The following is a 17,487-nucleotide window of genomic DNA, read 5'->3' on the forward strand; positions in this document are numbered from 1 at the left end:
GATGACCGAGCCGAAGACGGCGCAGACGAAGGGGGCGCGGCGCACGGTGCTGACCGGCGCCAGGGTGGTCCTGCCGGACGGGGTGGCCGAGGGCGGCCGGGTGACCGTCGAGGACGGCCGGATCGCCGCCGACGTCCCCGGCGAGGCCGGCACGCTCGACCTGACCGGGTACTGGATCGTGCCGGGCTTCGTCGACATGCACGTGCACGGCGGCGGCGGGGCCTCCTTCTCCTCTGGTTCGGCCGAGGAGGCGCTGGAGGTCGTCGCCACCCACCGGGCGCACGGCACGACGACGATGGTCGCCTCCACCGTCACCGGCCACCTGGACGACCTCGCCCGGCAGGCCGGCGTCCTGTCCGAGCTGGTCGAGCAGGGCGACCTGGCGGGCGTCCACTTCGAGGGGCCGTTCATCGCTCGCAGCCGCTGCGGCGCCCACGACCCCGACCTGCTGCGCGACCCTGATCCGGCGGACGTCCGCAAGCTGCTGGACGCGGCGCGCGGCACGGCGCGGATGGTGACGCTCGCGCCGGAGCTGCCCGGCGGCCTGGACTCCGTGCGGCTGCTCGCCGACCACGGGGTGATCGCGGCCGTCGGCCACACGGACGCCACGTACGAGGAGACGCTGAAGGCCGTCGAGGCGGGCGCGACGGTCGCCACCCACCTGTTCAACGCGATGCCGTCGCTGCTGCACCGCACGCCCGGCCCGGTGGCGGCGCTGCTGGAGGACGACCGGGTCACGGTCGAGCTGATCAACGACGGCACGCACCTCCACCCCGCCGTGCTGGAGCTGGCCTTCGCCCGGGCGGGTGCGGGGCGGGTGGCGTTCGTCACCGACGCCATGGGGGCGGCCGGGATGGGGGACGGCGTCTATCCGCTGGGGCCGCTCCAGGTGGAGGTCACCGGCGGGGTCGCCCGGCTGGTGGAGGGCGGCTCGATCGCGGGGTCCACGCTCACCCTGGACACCGTGCTGCGGCGCGCGGTGACGGTGGACGGCCTGCCGATCCACGAGGCTGTCATGGCCCTGTCGACGAATCCGGCGCGGCTGCTGGGCCTCGCCGACCGGGTGGGGTCGATCGAGGCGGGGAAGGACGCGGACCTGGTGGTGCTGGACGACCGGTACCGGCTGGCGGGGGTCATGCGCAGGGGCGAGTGGGTGGTCCGCCCCGATATGGGCTGATCGTCACCGGACGTTCCGCCCATCGGGTGAAGGCGGTTGCTCCGGACACCTGGGACAACCGCCTCCTCTTTGGCATGATCGCTCGCGCGGTCGGCGAGCCTACGTCACCGTAGGTCTGCGGAATGTTCACACACTCGCCGGTGGGAGGCGGAAACCGGATGATCCTGACCGTCACGCTCAACGCGGCCCTGGACGTCACCTACCGCGTTCCCCGTCTGGAGCCCCGCGCCTCCCACCGTGTCCGGGAGGTCGCCGAGCGCCCGGGCGGCAAGGGCCTGAACGTGGCCCGGGTACTGGCCGCGCTGGGCCACGAGACGCTGGTGACCGGGTTCGCGGGCGGCCCGACGGGCGAGAGGGTGCGGGAGCTGCTGACGGAGGTGACCGAGCCCGGACCCGTCGGGGACGCGCTCGTGACCACCGGCGGCACCACCCGCCGCACCGTGAGCGTCGTGGAGGAGTCGGGCGGCCCCGGCGCCGGGGCCACGCTGTTCAACGAGCCGGGACCGCAGATATCCCCGGCCGAGTGGGAGCGCTTCCTGGACGTCTACGGCGAACTCCTCGCCGGCGCCGACGCCGTCGCCCTGTGCGGGAGCCTGCCGCCCGGCGTGCCCGTCGGCGCGTACGGCACGCTGGTGCGCACGGCGCGCACCGCGGGCGTGCCCGTCGTGCTGGACACCGACGGGGAGCCGCTGCGGCGCGGTCTCGCCGCCCGGCCGGACGTCGTCAAGCCCAACGCCGAGGAGCTGGCCGGGATCACCGGCAGCACCGAGCCGCTGCACGCCGCGCGGCTGGCCCAGCGGCGCGGGGCGCACGCCGTCGTGGCGTCCCTGGGCGCGGACGGGCTGCTCGCGCTCACCCCGGACGGCGCCTGGCGCGTCACCCCGCCCCGGCGGATGGCCGGCAACCCGACCGGCGCGGGCGACTCCGTGGTCGCCGCGCTGCTCTCCGGCCTCGCCGAGGGGCTGTCCTGGCCGGACCGGCTGGTGCGCGCCACCGCCCTGGCCGCGGCGACCGTACGGGCCGAGACGGCGGGCGAGTTCGACCGGGCGGTCTACGAGGAGCTGCTGCCCGCGGTGACCGTCACCCGGCAGAGAGCGGCGGCGGCGTCCGCGGTGGGGTGACCGCCCCGCGCCGGGCGCGTGGAGGCGGGGGCGCGGAAGCACACGGGGACGGGGCGCGGGGCAGGGAGCACACGGGAACCGAGCGCACGGGAACGGAGCAGCCATGCCACTGGTCGGCACCGCGGACCTCGTCACGGCCGCGTACGCCTCCGGCCGCGGTGTCGCGGCGTTCAACGTCATCACCCTGGAGCACGCCGAGGCGATCGCCGCCGGGGCGGAGACCGCGGGCGTCCCCGCGATCCTCCAGATCTCCCAGAACGCGGTGCGGTTCCACGGCGGACGGCTCGCCCCCGTCGCCGCAGCGGCGACGGCCGTGGCGCGGTCCTCCGCCGCTCCGCTGGCCCTCCACCTGGACCACGTGGAGAGCTTCGATCTGCTGCGCCAGGCCCCCTCGGCGGGGTTCGGCTCGGTGATGTTCGACGCCTCGAAGCTGCCCTACGCCGAGAACGTCGAGGCCACCGCGCGGGCCGTGCGCTTCGGCCACGGGCACGGGATGTGGGTGGAGGCCGAACTGGGCCGGGTCGGCGGCAAGCCCGGCGACCCCGGCCGCACCGTCCTGGACGCCCACGCCCCGGGGGCGCGGACCGATCCCGCCGAGGCCGCCGAGTACACCGCCGCCACCGGCGTGGACGCGCTCGCCGTCGCCGTCGGCAGCTCCCACGCGATGACCGAGCGCACCGCCGTCCTCGACCACGGCCTCATCGGCGAGCTGCGCCGGACCGTTCCCGTCCCGCTGGTGCTCCACGGCTCGTCCGGCGTGCCGGACGGGGAGCTGCGCCGGGCCGTCGAGGCCGGCATGACCAAGATCAACGTGGGGACCGCGCTCAACGCCGCCTTCACCGGCGCCGTCCGCGCCTTCCTGGAGGGGGACGTCCGCACGGTGGACCCCCGGAAGTACCTGCGCCCGGCGCGCGAGGCCATGGCGGAGACGGTCGCGGCCTTCCTGAAGGCGATCGGCCCCTGAGAAGGACGGGAGCCGCCGGCCCCGGCCACCGACTCCCGGCGGCCGGCCCCCGGCGGCTGTCAGCCCCCGGCGGTCAGCTCTTGACGTGGCCCTCCTTCAGCCACACCTGGTCCAGGACGAAGCCGCACTGGTTGCCCTCCTCGCAGGAGATGCTGACCGTATTGGTGCCCTTGTTCAGCTCGATCCAGGCGAAGGTCCGCGTCCAGCCCTTGTCCCACTGGCCCTCTTCGGCCCGGGCGAAGTTCTGCATGTTGAGCGGCTGGCCCTGGGGCTTGCCGTTCACGGTGAGGGTGGAGTTCGCGTCCTTGCCGGGCACGCCGTAGCCGACGAACAGCGTGTACTTGCCGCCCTCGGGGACGTCGAAGACCCAGTTCACCGAGGCGCCGGGCTTGTCGAGGCCCGCGACGTAGGCGCCGCTCCTGGCCCGGGACCCCTGGATCTCCTTGGCCACGGTCGCGCCGCCCTCCGGGCGGAGGCTGGCCGCGTCCTCCTTGGGCAGGGAGCCCGTCTTCTCGGCGTCCTCGTCCTTGTCCTTGTCCTGTCCGCCGTCCCCGTCCGCGTTTCCGCCCCCGCCGGCCTCGGCGGTGGGCGCCGGGGAGCCGCCCGCCTGGTTTCCGGGCGCGTCGTCCCCGCTGCTGAAGAAGATCGCCGAGCCCACGCCGATGACCACGGCCGCGACGACCGCGATGGCGCCGATCAGCAGGCCTTTGTGGTTGCGGCCGCCGCGCGCCGCGGCCCTGCCCCGGCCGGCGGGAGCGCCCTGCCGGACGGCGGCACGGCCGCCGGGCACGGTCTCGGGGGCCGCGTAGTGGGTGCTCGGATGCCCCGGCGGCTGCGGGGGCTGCTGCGGCTGCCGTGCCTGCTGCCCGCCGTACCGGCGCTCGCCGACGGGGCGGACCTGGTTGTACGACGTGCGGGGGACACCGGGCTGCTGTGTCGCCGTACCGCTCGCGCCACCGCCCGTGCCGTCCTCGGAGCGGTAGAGGTAGGCGAACGGGTCGTCGTTGTCCGGCGTGCCCGAGCCGTTGTTACCGGCGGTCATTCCGTGCGCTCCTCTACTACAGGTGCCTGCCCGGCGCAGCCTACCTCTTTCGGCTTAAAGGACGCCGTGACGCGGATCCCGTTCCACCCCCTCCGGGGCCGCCCGGCCCGCCCGGCCCTCACCCGGCCCGGCGGTGCGCCTTCGCCCGTGCCCGCTTCTCGACGTACATCCGCTGGTCGGCGGATTGCAGGACCTCGTCGGCGGTCATCCCGCACCCGGCCCAGCTGATCCCGAAGCTGGCCCCCACCCGCACCGCGCGGCCCTCCACGCGGATGGGCGGGATGATCGCGTTGCGCAGCCGTACGGCCAGGTCGGCGGCGTCCTCGCGGCCCAGCCCGTCCGCCAGCACCACGAACTCGTCCCCACCCAGACGGGCGACGGTGTCGTTGTCGCGCACCCCGCTCGACAGGCGGCGGGCGACCTCGATCAGCACGGCGTCGCCGCAGTGGTGACCGAAGCGGTCGTTGATCGACTTGAAGCCGTCGAGGTCGCAGAAGAGGACCGCGAGCCCCTTCTCCGAGGGGTTGTCGCCGGAGGGCGGCACGGTGTGCACGTGGTGGTCGTAGCCGGCCACCGCCTCCGTCCCGAGCCCGGCGAAGTCGTCCAGGCCGTAGGCGCCGTACGCGCCCCCGTCCGGCCCCATCTGCGCCGCGTCGGACACCGGCGCGGGCTTGTCGCACAGCCGGGCGCTCAGCCGGGCGCGGAGCTCGGCGCTGTTGGGCAGGCCCGTGAGCGAGTCGTGGCTGGCCCGGTGGGCGAGCTGGAGCTCGTGCCGCTTGCGCTCCTCGATGTCCTCGACGTGGGTGAGCAGGCAGCGCGGCCCGTCCGCCGCGTCGGCCACCACGGAGTTGCGCAGGGACACCCACACGTAGGACCCGTCGCGCCGCGCCAGCCGCAGCTCGGCCCGGCCGCCCTCGGCGGAGGTCCGCAGCAGGGTGGTCAGGTCCTCGGGGTGGACGAGGTCGGAGAAGCTGTAGCGCCGCAGCGCCGACGCCGGGCGGCCCAGCAGGCGGCACAGCGCGTCGTTGGTGCGCACCAGCCGGCCGTGCTGGTCGCCGCCCAGCTCGGTGATGGCCATGCCGCTGGGCGCGTATTCGAACGCCTGCCGGAAACTCTCCTCGCTCGCCCGCAGCGCCTGCTGCTCGCGCTCCAGCCGGACCAGCGCGCGTTGCATGTTCGCCCGCAAACGGGCGTTGCTGATCGCGATCCCCGCCTGGAAGGCGTACATCTGGAGCGCTTCGCGCCCCCACGCACCGGGGCGCCGTCCGCTGCGCGGTTTGTCGACGGAGATCACACCCAGCAGATCGCCGTCGGCGGAGTACATCGGCGCCAGGAGGATGTCCATCGGGTGCCACTCGTCGGGGTACCGGGGGGCCGGGCCGGCGGTGTGCCACTGCGGCACGTCGTCGTCGAGCAGGACCCACGCCTCGTTGTACGGGATGAAGCGCAGCTCCCCCCAGCGCTCCCCCATGGCCAGGCGGCGCTCCCAGGCCGCCCGCGAGCCCGTACGGCCCGCCATCATGGCCTCGGCGCCCTCGCTGCCCGCGACGGCGGCCACCACGAGGTCCCCGTCGGGCTGGACGAGGTTGACCGCGGCCAACCCGAAGTCCAGCCCCTTCACGATCCCGTCGGCCACGGTCTGCAGGGTGTCCGCCAGGCTGCGCCCGGTGTTGAGCTCCGCCATGGACTGGTGGAGTTTGCGCAGGGTGGCGAGGCGCACGTACGGCTCCGACTCGGCTTCCATCGCCCTCCCCCTGAAGACGTGAGTGAGCAACTCCAGATGATCCGGGTTTAAACGTTCACCTGTCGTCAAGCCACTGAATCACAGTGAGCTGCCCAGCCGGTACACAGGGTCAGCAATTGATGCCTTGTGTGACTCAAGTCACAACGGAGCGTGGGCACACGACTGCGGTGCGTGGGACACCCTCACCCTGCTTCACACCCGTGCCGAACGCAAATCCCGCCCCTGACCTGCGGGATCGTTCAGCCAATGTACCTAGGTCCGGACTGGTCCCGGGGACCGATGCACGTCCGGCCGACAGCGTTTAGCGTGCGGAGTGTGCACCAGACACCGCAGCAGCAGATGTCCCAGAACGCCCCCGTTTCGCCCCGGCCCGCCGGGCTCCCCCATCCTGAAGGGGTGACCGAGGACGAATTCCGCGCCGCCATGTCCCGACTGGCCGGGGGTGTGGTACTGGTGACGGCGCACGACCCCGAGGAGGGACCGCGCGGCGAGGACGTCGGGATGACCGCCACCTCCTTCCTCTCCGTCTCCCTGGACCCGCCGCTGGTCCTGGTGAGCGTGCGCGAGGACTCCCGGATGGACGAACTGCTGGAGAGGCAGCCGCTGTGGGCCGTGTCCATCCTCACCGAGACCCAGCGGCACATCGCCGGACGCTTCTCCATGCGCGGCCGCGTCAGCGACCGGCTCCTCTTCCAGGACATGCCCTGCACACGCGGCGAGGCGTCCGGCGCGCCCCTGGTGGGCGGCGCCCTGGCGACGGTGGAGTGCCGCACCGAGCAGCGGGTGAGCGCCGGGGACCACACCCTGGTGATCGGCCGGGTGCTGGCCACGTCCCTGCCGGGCGCCGAGGGCGGCCCGCTGGCGTACTTCCGCGGCCGCTACCACCGTCTGGCCTAACCACGCCCCCCGGCCGCGACACCCGACTGCCCGAATCGACACCACCGAGCGAGCGAAAGCGTTCCCCCATTACACTGACGTGGCACGTCCATGGCACAACGTGACAGTCAACCGGGGGACGGGGGCACGGCGTGACGGATCGTCCTGGCATCGGCGGCGGCAAGGATCTCGCGTACGAGGCCGAGACCCTTGCCGACTTCAAGAGGCGCATCGACGACATCATCGACGAGCTGGAGTCGTCGCCTGCGTCCCACAAGCAGATCAGCAATCAGGACATCACCCCGGACGCGTACGGCACGGGCTTCAGCGCGGCGGAGGACCTGTCCTCCCAGTACGAGAAGGCCCACGAGCGGCTGAAGACCCTCTCCCGGCTGTTCGGCGAACAGCTGGAGGCGCTGGGCATCGCCACCCAGATCGTGGACAAGGGCTACGAGAACATCGAGGCCGAGCACAGGCAGCGCTTCCACTCCATCCGGACGCGGGTGGAGGAGTACCACGAGTCCCGGCACGGCGATCAGCAGACAGGCAGGAACGTCGACGCCAAGGACACCGACAAGTCCGACGACCTGGACTCGGAATTCCGTTAAAGGGGAGGGCAGAAATGGCCGGAGGAGAGTTCGAGGGCAAATCGCTCGCGGCGCTCAACGCTATGGTCGCGAACGCCAACCCCAAGGCGCTCACGTCCCGCGGCGACGCGCTCAACAAGGCCGGCTCCGACATGGACAAGATCGGGGACGAGCTGCGCACGTACATCGACCGCGTGAAGTGGGAGGGCCAAGGCGCCGACGCCTTCCGCGAGTGGGGGCAGCAGTTCGCGCTGGAGACCATGCGGTTCGCCATGTACGCCCGCACACTGGGGCGGCACATGGTGGACGCGGGCCAGGCCCTGACCGAGGTCAAGGCGGCCATCCCGGAGCCGGAGGGGATGTGCTACGCCGACCCGGAGAAGGACAAGGCCCGCCAGAAGGAGGAAGAGGCCAAGCGCCAGGAGGCGATCAACCAGCTGAACCGGCTGTCGTCGTACTACCGGGCGGCCGGGGAGAGCATCCGGGGCGCGGAGGAACCGGAGTTCAAACCGCTGCCGGGTGAGAACTTGGTCGGCGCCCCCGACACGAGCGCATCGAGCACAACGCCGAGCGCTGGTCCGGGCGGGTCGGCAACAACCAGGGAGACGAGCGTCTCCGCCGAGAGGACGGTGTCTGCCAGGGACAGGGCGGAGGTGTCCCCCTCCCCCATCGCCGACCGTCCCTCTCCTGTGGCTGAACGCCCCGCTCCTGTGGTCGAGCGGCCCACTCACATGACGATCGATTCAGTCGCCCCGGCTCCTGTCAGTGAGGCCCGGCCGCAGACCGCCAACCCCGCTCCTTCCCATCCCTCCACTGGGCCGTCGACCCCATCCCTGGCTCCGATCGCGCCTACCGCTCCGATCCAGCGTGTCGGCCAGACTCCGTCCCACACTCCCGTCACCGGTCGATCACCGGCCTTCGGTGGAGGGAGTGTTCAGCCACGGATCCCCAGCAGTAACGGCGTCATCGGCGGCATGCCCCGACAGGTGGGGAGCCCTGTGGCCGGAATCCCGCAGGGGACCGTCGCCGGCGGAGACCACACCGCTGCGGGACGGCCTGTGGGCGGTGGTTCTCCCGGGACCGTCGGCGGCGGAACTTCGGCGAACAGGGGTATGTACACGGGAGGTCCCATGGGATCGCAGCCCGGTGGCGCGGTGGGAGCCCAGCGCACAGGCAGCAATCACGGGCGAGCCTTCACCCCGGGTGGTACCGGGCTGGTCCATGGCGGTACGGCCAACCCTGGCCTGGCAGCACGACCGACCACCACGAGTCCTCCGCCGGAAAACCGCCGACGCGGCAGCGATCGGCCCGACTACCTCGCCGAGGACGAGGAGACCTGGGCGTCGCGGCAGCGGAACGTGGTGCCACCGATCATCGACTGACCCCGAGGAAGTGCACTGCTCCATGCGCCCCCACACCCTCGCCCCGCAGAGACGCGCCCTGACCGTGGCCGCCCTGCTGGCAGCCGCGCTCATGCCTCTGGGGCTGCTCGCGCCCCCCGCCCACGCCGACATCAGACCGGACCAGCAGTGGTACCTCGAGGCCATGAAAGCCCCGGAACTGTGGAAAGTCACCAAGGGCGAAGGCGTGACCGTCGCCGTCCTCGACTCCGGGGTGAACCCCATCCCCGGTCTGGAAGGCCGCCTGCTGCCGGGTAAAAGCTTCACCTCGGACAGCCCCAACCCCCGCGAGGACAAAGACGGCCACGGGACGGAGATGGCGGCCCTGATCGCCGGCTCGGGCGCGGGCAACGGCCTCCAGGGACTGGCCCCGGCAGCGAAGATCCTCCCCCTGCGTACCACCGTTGGCGGTGGGTTCTTTAGCGATCATGACAACCTCGTCGAGGCGATCCGGTACGCGGCCAGAAGTGACGCCAAGGTCATCAACATCTCGCAGGTCTTGACCGGCGTGGACAACGAGACCCGCACCGAACTCCAGGATGCGATCAACGAGGCCAACGAGCGCGGCAAGCTCGTCTTCGCTGGCTCGGGCAATGACGGCCGCCAGGTGAAGTACGCCTACCCGGCAATCCTGCCCGGCGTCGTCGCTGTGGGAGCTGTGGACAAGACCGGCACGGTGGCGGACTTCTCCAACTACGGCCCGCACCTGGCCCTCACCGCCCCCGGCGACCCCGGCGGTACGAGTGTGGCGACCGCCATCGCCTCCGCCTCCGCCGCCCTGATCTGGTCCAAACACCCCGACTGGACCAACCACCAGGTCCTCCGCGTGATGGTCGAAACGACCGGGCGGTCGGAGCGCGGCGAGGAGCCCAGCATGTACCTGGGCCACGGTGTCGTCAGGCCCGGTCAGGTACTCATCGACGGTGACGGCGATCCCGGACCGGCCGACAAGAGCCCGCTGTTCTCCAAGTACTTCGCCTCCCTCGAAGCCTCCAAGTCCCCCTCCCCCGACGCCGCTTCCAAGGACGCCAAGAACCAGGAACAGCCCTCCGCCGACTCCACCGAGAGCCAAGCCGCACAGGAGGACACCGGCAGCGGACCGCCCTGGACCGCCATCGGCATCGGCGCCGCCGCACTCGCCGCCATCGCCGCCACCACCCTCCTCCTCACCAAACGCCGCCGCACCTGAGTCCGCCGCGCCGGTCAGGCAGAACCGAAGCGCCCGCCCCGGTCTCGTGCGAGACCGGGGCGGGCGCTTCGTTTTCCGTACCGCTTCCCGAGGGGGCTTCCGCAGAAACGGTCACGTCTCGGTCTGTTTCCGGGCGCGGCGCTCGGCCGCGTATCCGCCCGCCACCCTCAGCGCGATGGCGGCGACGACGAACGCGAGGACGATCCCGTTCAGCCAGGCGTAGATGCCGCTGCCCGGGTAGGTGGTGCCGTCGTCCAGGATGCAGTCGAACCCCAGCGGGACGTAGGACGGCTCGTATCCGGCGATGCTCTCGATCGCGCCCGGCACCTCGTCCCGGCACGAGGGCGAGGGGGCCGAGTCCGTGCCGGACTCGGATTCGCTGGCCGCAAACCGGACCAGGCCGAGCCCGATCAGGTAGAGGTCTGCGGCTGCCACCGCCGCCATGACCGAGCCCCAGCGCAACAGATTCACGCCCCAGTCCGGGCGGCGCCGGGGCAGGGCGACCAGGACGAGTTTGACGACGACCGTGATGAGCCAGACGGGTATGGCGAGCACCGCGGCCATGCCCAGCAGGGATAACAGGACCGCCAGAATCGACACGTGTTGGCTGCCTTCCTCGGCGTACGGCGCGGCCGGCGGCCCGGCTCGGGGCCCGTCCGCCTCGGCCCGGGAGGCTCCTCCCGGGTGTGGTCATCCCGGCGAGCGCATCCCCGTGATCCCCGTGATCACCATGTGCAAGACGCCACCGACGGCCGAACGGTTGCCCGGGGCCTTCCCGGCGCCCGGGGGGGGACGCCCTACCCCCAGTCCTTCCCGGAGCGGCCCCGCTTGATCTCGGCGCGGTGCTTCTTGCCCCGCAGCCGCCGCTCGTTGATCCCGCGCGGAATCTTGCTCTTCTTCCGCGGGCGCGGCGGCGGGGCCGTCGCCTCCGCCAGCAGCGAGGCCATCCGCACGGCCGCGGCCTCGCGGTTGCGCCACTGGGAGCGGTGCTCGGAGGCCCGGACGACCAGCACGCCGTCCACCAGCCGGTCGGCGAGGCGCTCCAGCGCGCGCTCCTTCCACACCGGGGGCAGGGCCTCGGTGCGGGCGAGGTCGAAGCGGAGCTCGACCCGGGAGTCGGACGTGTTGACGTGCTGGCCGCCGGGCCCGGACGAACGGGAGAAACGCCAGCTCAGCTCGGTCTCCGGCAGGGAGACCGAGCCACGGATGAGGTAGGGCCCGGACATGCCGTCCATGTTCCCGCCCGCCGGGCCCCGAGTCACGGCGTTTTCCGGGTCCTCGGCCCCGTCACTTGGCAACGAAGGTAAAGAAGGCAAAGGATCGTGGAACCCCACCCCCGTCCGTCAGCGTTGGAGGGGGTAGGAAAACGAACCTGACAACAGGCCGGACACCGGGCCGGCAGAGAAACACCACGGAAGGGCATCCCCATGGCTGTAAGCCTGTCCAAGGGCGGCAACGTCTCGCTCACCAAGGAGGCCCCCGGCCTGACCGCCGTGACGGTCGGCCTCGGCTGGGACGTCCGTACGACCACCGGCACCGACTTCGACCTGGACGCCAGCGCCATCGCGGTCAAGGCCGACGGCAAGGTCTACTCGGACCAGCACTTCGTCTTCTTCAACAACAAGTCCACCCCGGACCAGTCGATCGTGCACACCGGTGACAACCGCACCGGTGAGGGCGCGGGCGACGACGAGCAGATCAACGTCAACCTCGCCGCGCTGCCCGCGGACATCGACAAGATCGTCTTCCCGGTGTCGATCTACGACGCCGAGTCGCGCAGCCAGAACTTCGGCCAGGTCCGCAACGCCTACATCCGCATCATCAACCAGGCCGGCGGCTCCGAGATCGCCCGCTACGACCTGAGCGAGGACGCCGCCACCGAGACCGCCATGGTCTTCGGCGAGCTCTACCGCCACGGCGCGGAGTGGAAGTTCCGCGCGGTCGGCCAGGGCTACGCCTCGGGCCTGGCGGGCATCGCCCAGGACTTCGGCGTCAACGTCTGAGACAGCCCCGTCCAGGCGGCCCCGCCGCACTCCGCAGGGCGCCCGGCACCGTGTGATCGCGGTGCCGGGCGCCCTGTGCGTTCTGCCGGGGCCAAGAAGGGCCTCGATGCGAGCAGTTCCGTGCATGGGCCCTCTCGCCCTGAATAGGGGGGTCGGTGTCCGTCGTCGCTCGGTTCGCGGCCCCGGAACCCGACTCCTCAGCAGCTTGCCGTAGGCATTTCTAATGCATTTCCCTGCTCGTCAGCCTTGGAAAGGATGGCTACATTGGCCGGACAGGACATCGCCGGCAGGTTCAATCCAAAAGGAATTTTTCTCCTCGCCGGAGCGCTGACAGTAGTGTTCATTCCCAGTGCCTGCTCGGAGCCGGCGGCGGAGGAAAGGGGGTACGAGGTCCCCAACTCGCTATGCGGGGACCGGGTACCGCCAGAGGTTCTTGATCCTCTCCTTCCTCCCGGCACGAGCCTGTCTTTCGATTCAACGGGGGAAGACAGCCCGCTTGGTTACTGCCGCCTGAAGGTGGACGGGGAACAGGTGCTCTCTGTTGGCATCGAGTGGCATGGAGAGGGGACCGAACTACGCGAGGCCGCCAACATTGTGGTAGGGCTGCGCGGGCGCGACAGAGTGGGACTAGGAGGAGAAGGGGAAAAAGTAATAGAGGAGTCGCCCTACATGTACTCGCGGACAGGAGCGATTGCCGAGGTCCGTTGCAAGGATCCGCGCATGCCCGGGATGAAGTTGTTCGTATCGGCTCGGATTGACACGGAAAGAACCCCCAAGGCATCCGAAATGAAACATCTGATCGCTTCTTATAGTAGGGCTGTCGGAAATTCCAACGAGTGCGTTTAAGCGCGGCGGGTTAAGCAGGGGCCGATTTCCGAGCAATCCCCCGGGTTCGAAAAGAGTCCGCACTCGCCCCCCCTGCGCACTCATAGCATCGGCGGGTATTTTCAGCGAAAGCAGTGCATCGGGGAAAGGCTCTGACAGGTGGTCTCTGATTTCGCTTTCCGGGTTGTCGGGCACGCCTATGAGGTGGCCGACTGCGAGGAGAAGTTGATTTTCCCGTCCAAACCACCTCAGGCATCCAAGCACCGTTGAGGGACTGAAACCGGTACGGCTTGTCGCCGACGGTGTCGAATCTTTCCGTTGAGCGCGTGCGTGCTGCGGAACACCCGCTGGATCTTCCTGGACGGAGGAACCGGCGGGCGGCTCGTTCGCTTCTCCGGAGGGGCAGAACGAACCACCCGCCGTCGAACCTCCCGCCCACGGCCTGGGGGTCAGGTGGCGTCGTCCCGGTGGTGGCAGGGGCAGGCGCAGCGCAGGACGGTCACGCCCTCGCACGGCGGCTCGGTCTCCTCCCCCTCCCGGCACGTCCGGTGCCGTCCCAGGCGGCAGTCCACCGAGCGGTACTCCTCGTCCACCGGGGCGCGCATCTCGTCCCTGAGCCAGACTCCGGCGGCGATCAGGAGTGACACGCCCGGCGGCGCGCACGGGCCCCGGGCGTGCCACCATCGCTTCCGTGCTCGACATCGGCTACGCCCTCTCCTCCCGCTTCCCCGACCCACCGCAGACGGACTACCGCACGGCGGACGTGCGGACGCTGCGGCACGACCTGTTCTGCGGCGACGTCTACCTCGCGGACACCGAGACCGACCGGGAGCTGTCCACGGCCCGGGGAACGGTGCCGGTGCTGGACTTCGCGTGGGCGCTGTGCGACATCGTCGAGCGACTCGACCGCGACCCGCTCGGCAGCCGCGCCTCCCGTCCCCAACACGCCGAGCTGGACTTCGTGGAGTCGGCCGACAACCTGCACTTCACGCGCCGCTTCGGCTGGGTGGACATCACCGCCGACTGGCTGCCCGAGCACGAGCCGCCGCTGACGTTCAACCACGGCATGCTGCGCCGCGAGGCCCGCGACTTCCTCCACGACCTGATCGCCGACCTCACCGACATCCACGAGGAGCTGGGCGACAACCCCGTGATCTGGGACCTCCAGGCCCGCTTCCCGCGCGTGTGAGCCGGAAGCGCCGGGCGCGGGTCCGCGTGGACCCGCGCCCGGCCGTGGAGGGGGGCCTCAGCGCAGCTTCCGGAAGAACCTCCGCACGTCGGCGGTCAGGACCTCCGGTGCCTCCATGGCCAGGAAGTGACCGCCCGAGTCCAGTTCGGTCCAGGACGTGATGGTGTGGTCGCGCTCGGCCCACCGCCGTACGGTCACGTCGTGGGCGGAGACCAAAACGCCCGTCGGGACGGTGCCGCGCCTGGGAGCCCACCCCTCCCCTTCGCCGTCCCACTCGCCGCCGTCCCCGTCGGCCTCCGCGTCGCTCCAGGTGTTCGCGGACATCTCCTCGTAGTAGATCTGCGCGGCCGATCCGGCGGTGCCGGTGAACCAGTACAGCGAGACGTCGGTCAGGAAGCGGTCCCGTTCGACGCTGTCCTCGGGCAGGCCGTCCTCCGGCCAGGTGAGTTCCTTGAACTTCTCCACGATCCAGGCGAGTTGACCCACCGGCGAGTCGTGCAGGCCGTACGCCACCGTCTGGGGCCGCTTGGCGTTGCACTGCAGGTAGCCGTCGTTGAAGTCCTGCATGCGCCGCCAGCGCCGCTGGTCGGCCTCGCTCAGGCCCTCCGTCTCGCCCTCCTCTCCCACGGGGAAGGCGATCATCGCGTTGAGGTGGATGCCGATGACGCGCTCGGGTGCCCGCCGGCCCATCTCGGGCGCCACCCAGGAGCCGGTGTCGTAGCCCTGGACGCCGTACCGTTCGTAGCCGAGCCGCGCCATCAGCCGGTCGAGCACCTCGGCCATCCGGGCGGCGTTCATCCCGGGCCCGGCCAGCGGCGTGGAGAACCCGAACCCCGGCAGTGACGGGACGACCAGGTGGAAGGCGTCGGCCGGGTCCCCACCGTGCGACCGGGGGTCGGAGAGCGGTCCGACGACGTCCAGGAAGTCGGTGAAACCGCCGGGCCAGCCGTGCAGCAGCACCAGCGGGACGGCGTCCGGCTCGGGGGACCGCACGTGGAGGAAGTGCAGGTTCTGCCCGTCGACGGTGGTGAGGAACTGCGGGTGCGCGTTGAGCGCGGCTTCCTGCCGCCGCCAGTCGTACGAGGTGCGCCAGTGCTCGGCCAGCTCCCTCAGGTAGCCGACCGGGACCCCGCGGCTCCAACCGATGTCCGGCAGCTCGTCCGGCCAGCGGGTGTTCGCCAGTCGGGCGTGCAGGTCGTCGATCCGGTGCTGCGGGACCTCGATGCGGAAGGGGCGGACGGCGGATTCGCGGGACGTGTCGTGTGCCATGGCCGGGAGGTTAGGGAGCGGTTAGGACGGGTTCGGTCCCAAGTCCGTGGCAGTCTGGGCGACATGCTGGAGACCTCCGCCCGGCTGCTGCGGCTGCTCTCGCTCCTCCAGGCGCACCGGCAGTGGACCGGCGCCGAACTCGCCGAGCGCCTGGGCGTGTCGTCCCGCACCGTCCGCCGTGACGTGGACCGGCTGCGCGAGCTCGGCTATCCGGTGCACGCCGCTCGGGGGACCGCCGGTTACCGCCTCGACGCCGGCGCGTCCCTGCCGCCGCTCCTGTTCGACGACGACGAGGCGGTCGCCGCGGCGATCGCCCTGCGGACGGCCGCGAACGGGACGGTCGCGGGCATCGAGGAGGCGGCCCTGCGCGCCCTGTCCAAGCTCGGCCAGGTGCTCCCCTCCCGCCTGCGCCACCGGGTGGACTCCCTCCACCGGGCCGTGCTGCGCGTCGGGCCGTCCGTACCGGAGGTGGAGCCGGACACGTTGACGGTGATCGCCGACGCCTGCCGGCGCGGCGAGCGCCTCCGCTTCGACCACACCGGCCCGCGCTCCGCCGCCACGGTCCGCTCCGTCGAGCCCCACCGCCTGGTGCACTTCGACCGGCACTGGTACCTGGTCGCCTGGGACCTCGACCGTGACGACTGGCGCGTGTTCCGGGTGGACCGGCTGACCCCGCGCCCACCGACCGGGCCGAGGTTCACGCCCCGGCCGCCGCCCGACGGAGACGTCGCCGCCTACCTCTCCCGTCGGCTGTCACAGCGCGCCTGGCCGTACCGGGCGACGGTCGCGCTGCACGCGTCCGCGAAGGAGGCGGCCGGGCGTGTCTGGCCCGGCACCGGCGCGATCGAGGCCGTGGACGAGCGGCGCTGCCTCCTGCGCGTCGGCGCGGACTCCGTCTGGACGCTGCAGTGGATGATCACCTCGGTGGACCTGGACTTCACCCTGGTCGACGGGCCGCCCGAACTCGTCGACGCCCTCCGCGCCCACGCCGAGCGCTGTCTGCGCGCCCTTCCCCGACGTCCTTGACCTCAAGTCGGCTTGAGGTCGCAGAGTGGGCGCGCCAGTCAGGCCGCCGCCCACGGGAGAGCCCATGCGCGCCATCCGCCTGCACGCCTTCGGCCACGCCGACAACCTCCGCCACGAGCGGGTCCCGGACCTCGAGCCCGGCCCCGGACAGGTGCGGATCGCCGTCGCGGCGGCCGGGGTGCACCTGCTCGACGTCGCCCTGCGCGAGGGGAGGCCGCTCGGCCCGGTCCCCCTGCCCGAGCTGCCCACCGTCCCCGGACGGGAGGTCGCCGGGACGGTCGACGCGCTCGGCGAGGGCGTCGACCCGCAGTGGCTCGGCCGGCGCGTCGTCGCCCACCTCGGCCAGGCGCCCGGCGGGTACGCCGAGCTGGCCGTCACCGGCGTCGAACGGCTCCACGCGCTGCCCCACCGGGTGAGCGAGGACCACGCCGTCGCCATGATCGGCACCGGCCGCACCGCGATGGGCATCCTCCGCTTCGCCGACCCCTCCCCCGCCGACACCGTCCTGGTCCTCGCGGCGGCCGGGGGGGTCGGCAGCCTCCTCGTCCAGTACGCCCGGCACCGCGGCGCCACCGTCGTCGGCGCCGCGGGCGGCCCGGAGAAGGCCGCGGCGGTGCGGGAGCTGGGCGCGGACCTCGCCGTCGACTACACCGCGGGCGACTGGGCGGACCGGGTCCGCGAGAAGTTCGGCGACCGGCCCCTCACCCACCTCTTCGAGGGGGTCGGCGGGCACCTGGGCCGTACCGCCCTGTCGCTCCTCGCGCCCGGCGGCACCCACCTGTCCTACGGTCACTCCTCCGCCGTGCTCTCCCCCGAGGCGCGGACCGCGCCGTCGAGGGAGGAGCAGGAGCGCCTCGGCATCACCTCGCGGTCGGTGACGGGCAAGCCGATGTTCGACCGGATCGGCGGCCCGGGGAACCTGCGGGTTCTGGAGGAGGAGGCCATGGGGCTGGCCGCAGCGGGCGTCCTCGTCCCCCTCGTCCACCACTTCCCGCTGGCGGACGCGGCCCGCGCCCACCGCGCCCTGGAGAGCCGCGCCACGCTGGGCAAGGTGGTGCTGGTGCCCTGAGCTGGC

At 71.9% G+C, this 17,487-nt stretch carries 18 protein-coding genes; 12 read left to right on the forward strand and 6 right to left on the reverse strand.

Features of this window, described 5'->3' with window-relative positions; genetic code table 11:
- The first annotated feature begins 1 nt into the window (after window position 1).
- The 3 genes from nagA to ABD358_RS03475 all read left to right on the forward strand — a co-directional run bounded on the left by nagA (window position 2) and on the right by ABD358_RS03475 (window position 3,262).
- Entirely contained in the window at window positions 2–1,177 is a 1,176-nt protein-coding gene (gene nagA, locus ABD358_RS03465) for an N-acetylglucosamine-6-phosphate deacetylase (protein WP_344629300.1), read from the forward strand.
- A gap of 158 nt (window positions 1,178–1,335) precedes the next feature.
- Window positions 1,336–2,298: a 1-phosphofructokinase family hexose kinase gene (locus tag ABD358_RS03470; protein ID WP_344629301.1), complete on the forward strand. Its 963-nt coding sequence runs from the start codon at window positions 1,336–1,338 to the stop codon at window positions 2,296–2,298.
- Window positions 2,299–2,401: 103 nt separating this feature from the next.
- On the forward strand, window positions 2,402–3,262 hold the full coding sequence (locus ABD358_RS03475; protein ID WP_344629302.1) for a class II fructose-bisphosphate aldolase: 861 nt from the start codon (window positions 2,402–2,404) through the stop codon (window positions 3,260–3,262).
- A 73-nt stretch (window positions 3,263–3,335) separates the two neighbouring features.
- Here the strand turns inward: ABD358_RS03475 and ABD358_RS03480 are convergent, their stop codons facing one another.
- Together ABD358_RS03480 and cdgB are read right to left on the reverse strand one after the other, a co-directional pair.
- Complete coding sequence (locus tag ABD358_RS03480) at window positions 3,336–4,304, reverse strand: carbohydrate-binding protein (RefSeq protein ID WP_344629303.1); 969 nt, start codon at window positions 4,302–4,304, stop codon at window positions 3,336–3,338.
- Between the two features lie 118 nt (window positions 4,305–4,422).
- Complete coding sequence (gene cdgB / locus ABD358_RS03485; RefSeq protein WP_344629304.1) at window positions 4,423–6,048, reverse strand: diguanylate cyclase CdgB; 1,626 nt, start codon at window positions 6,046–6,048, stop codon at window positions 4,423–4,425.
- 339 nt (window positions 6,049–6,387) lie between these two features.
- Here cdgB and ABD358_RS03490 point away from each other — a divergent pair, with 339 nt between their 5' ends.
- The 4 genes from ABD358_RS03490 to ABD358_RS03505 all read left to right on the forward strand — a co-directional run bounded on the left by ABD358_RS03490 (window position 6,388) and on the right by ABD358_RS03505 (window position 10,100).
- Complete coding sequence (locus ABD358_RS03490) at window positions 6,388–6,945, forward strand: flavin reductase family protein (protein WP_344629449.1); 558 nt, start codon at window positions 6,388–6,390, stop codon at window positions 6,943–6,945.
- Between the two features lie 131 nt (window positions 6,946–7,076).
- Window positions 7,077–7,532 (forward strand): hypothetical protein, encoded by a 456-nt coding sequence (locus ABD358_RS03495; protein WP_344629305.1) that lies wholly within the window; start codon window positions 7,077–7,079, stop codon window positions 7,530–7,532.
- Between the two features lie 14 nt (window positions 7,533–7,546).
- Window positions 7,547–8,893 (forward strand): hypothetical protein, encoded by a 1,347-nt coding sequence (locus ABD358_RS03500; protein WP_344629306.1) that lies wholly within the window; start codon window positions 7,547–7,549, stop codon window positions 8,891–8,893.
- 22 nt (window positions 8,894–8,915) lie between these two features.
- Window positions 8,916–10,100, forward strand: a complete 1,185-nt coding sequence (locus ABD358_RS03505) for a S8 family serine peptidase (protein ID WP_344629307.1) — start codon at window positions 8,916–8,918, stop codon at window positions 10,098–10,100.
- Between the two features lie 111 nt (window positions 10,101–10,211).
- Here the strand turns inward: ABD358_RS03505 and ABD358_RS03510 are convergent, their stop codons facing one another.
- Both ABD358_RS03510 and arfB read right to left on the reverse strand, forming a co-directional pair.
- Window positions 10,212–10,700, reverse strand: coding sequence for a hypothetical protein (locus ABD358_RS03510; RefSeq protein ID WP_344629308.1), 489 nt, complete (start codon window positions 10,698–10,700; stop codon window positions 10,212–10,214).
- A gap of 197 nt (window positions 10,701–10,897) precedes the next feature.
- Window positions 10,898–11,335, reverse strand: a complete 438-nt coding sequence (arfB, locus tag ABD358_RS03515; RefSeq protein WP_344629309.1) for an alternative ribosome rescue aminoacyl-tRNA hydrolase ArfB — start codon at window positions 11,333–11,335, stop codon at window positions 10,898–10,900.
- Window positions 11,336–11,527: 192 nt separating this feature from the next.
- Here arfB and ABD358_RS03520 point away from each other — a divergent pair, with 192 nt between their 5' ends.
- Window positions 11,528–12,103, forward strand: a complete 576-nt coding sequence (locus ABD358_RS03520) for a TerD family protein (protein WP_344629310.1) — start codon at window positions 11,528–11,530, stop codon at window positions 12,101–12,103.
- Between the two features lie 264 nt (window positions 12,104–12,367).
- Window positions 12,368–12,949, forward strand: a complete 582-nt coding sequence (locus ABD358_RS03525) for a hypothetical protein (protein WP_344629311.1) — start codon at window positions 12,368–12,370, stop codon at window positions 12,947–12,949.
- A gap of 428 nt (window positions 12,950–13,377) precedes the next feature.
- Here ABD358_RS03525 and ABD358_RS03530 read toward each other — a convergent pair whose 3' ends face one another.
- Window positions 13,378–13,575: a hypothetical protein gene (locus ABD358_RS03530; RefSeq protein ID WP_344629312.1), complete on the reverse strand. Its 198-nt coding sequence runs from the start codon at window positions 13,573–13,575 to the stop codon at window positions 13,378–13,380.
- A 44-nt stretch (window positions 13,576–13,619) separates the two neighbouring features.
- Here ABD358_RS03530 and ABD358_RS03535 point away from each other — a divergent pair, with 44 nt between their 5' ends.
- The gene (locus tag ABD358_RS03535; RefSeq protein WP_344629313.1) at window positions 13,620–14,117 is read left to right on the forward strand and encodes a hypothetical protein; all 498 of its coding nucleotides are present in this window, start codon (window positions 13,620–13,622) and stop codon (window positions 14,115–14,117) included.
- A 57-nt stretch (window positions 14,118–14,174) separates the two neighbouring features.
- On the opposite strand, the gene ABD358_RS03540 is transcribed toward ABD358_RS03535, so the two are convergent.
- The gene (locus tag ABD358_RS03540) at window positions 14,175–15,386 is read right to left on the reverse strand and encodes an epoxide hydrolase family protein (RefSeq protein WP_344629314.1); all 1,212 of its coding nucleotides are present in this window, start codon (window positions 15,384–15,386) and stop codon (window positions 14,175–14,177) included.
- Window positions 15,387–15,449: 63 nt separating this feature from the next.
- On the opposite strand from ABD358_RS03540, the gene ABD358_RS03545 reads away from it, so the two are divergent.
- Both ABD358_RS03545 and ABD358_RS03550 read left to right on the forward strand, forming a co-directional pair.
- The gene (locus tag ABD358_RS03545; RefSeq protein ID WP_344629315.1) at window positions 15,450–16,412 is read left to right on the forward strand and encodes a helix-turn-helix transcriptional regulator; all 963 of its coding nucleotides are present in this window, start codon (window positions 15,450–15,452) and stop codon (window positions 16,410–16,412) included.
- Window positions 16,413–16,476: 64 nt separating this feature from the next.
- Complete coding sequence (locus ABD358_RS03550) at window positions 16,477–17,481, forward strand: zinc-binding dehydrogenase (RefSeq protein WP_344629316.1); 1,005 nt, start codon at window positions 16,477–16,479, stop codon at window positions 17,479–17,481.
- Window positions 17,482–17,487: the final 6 nt, after the last annotated feature.

It is taken from the genome of Streptomyces glaucosporus (assembly GCF_039533345.1).
GTDB classification, from domain to species: domain Bacteria; phylum Actinomycetota; class Actinomycetes; order Streptomycetales; family Streptomycetaceae; genus Streptomyces; species Streptomyces glaucosporus.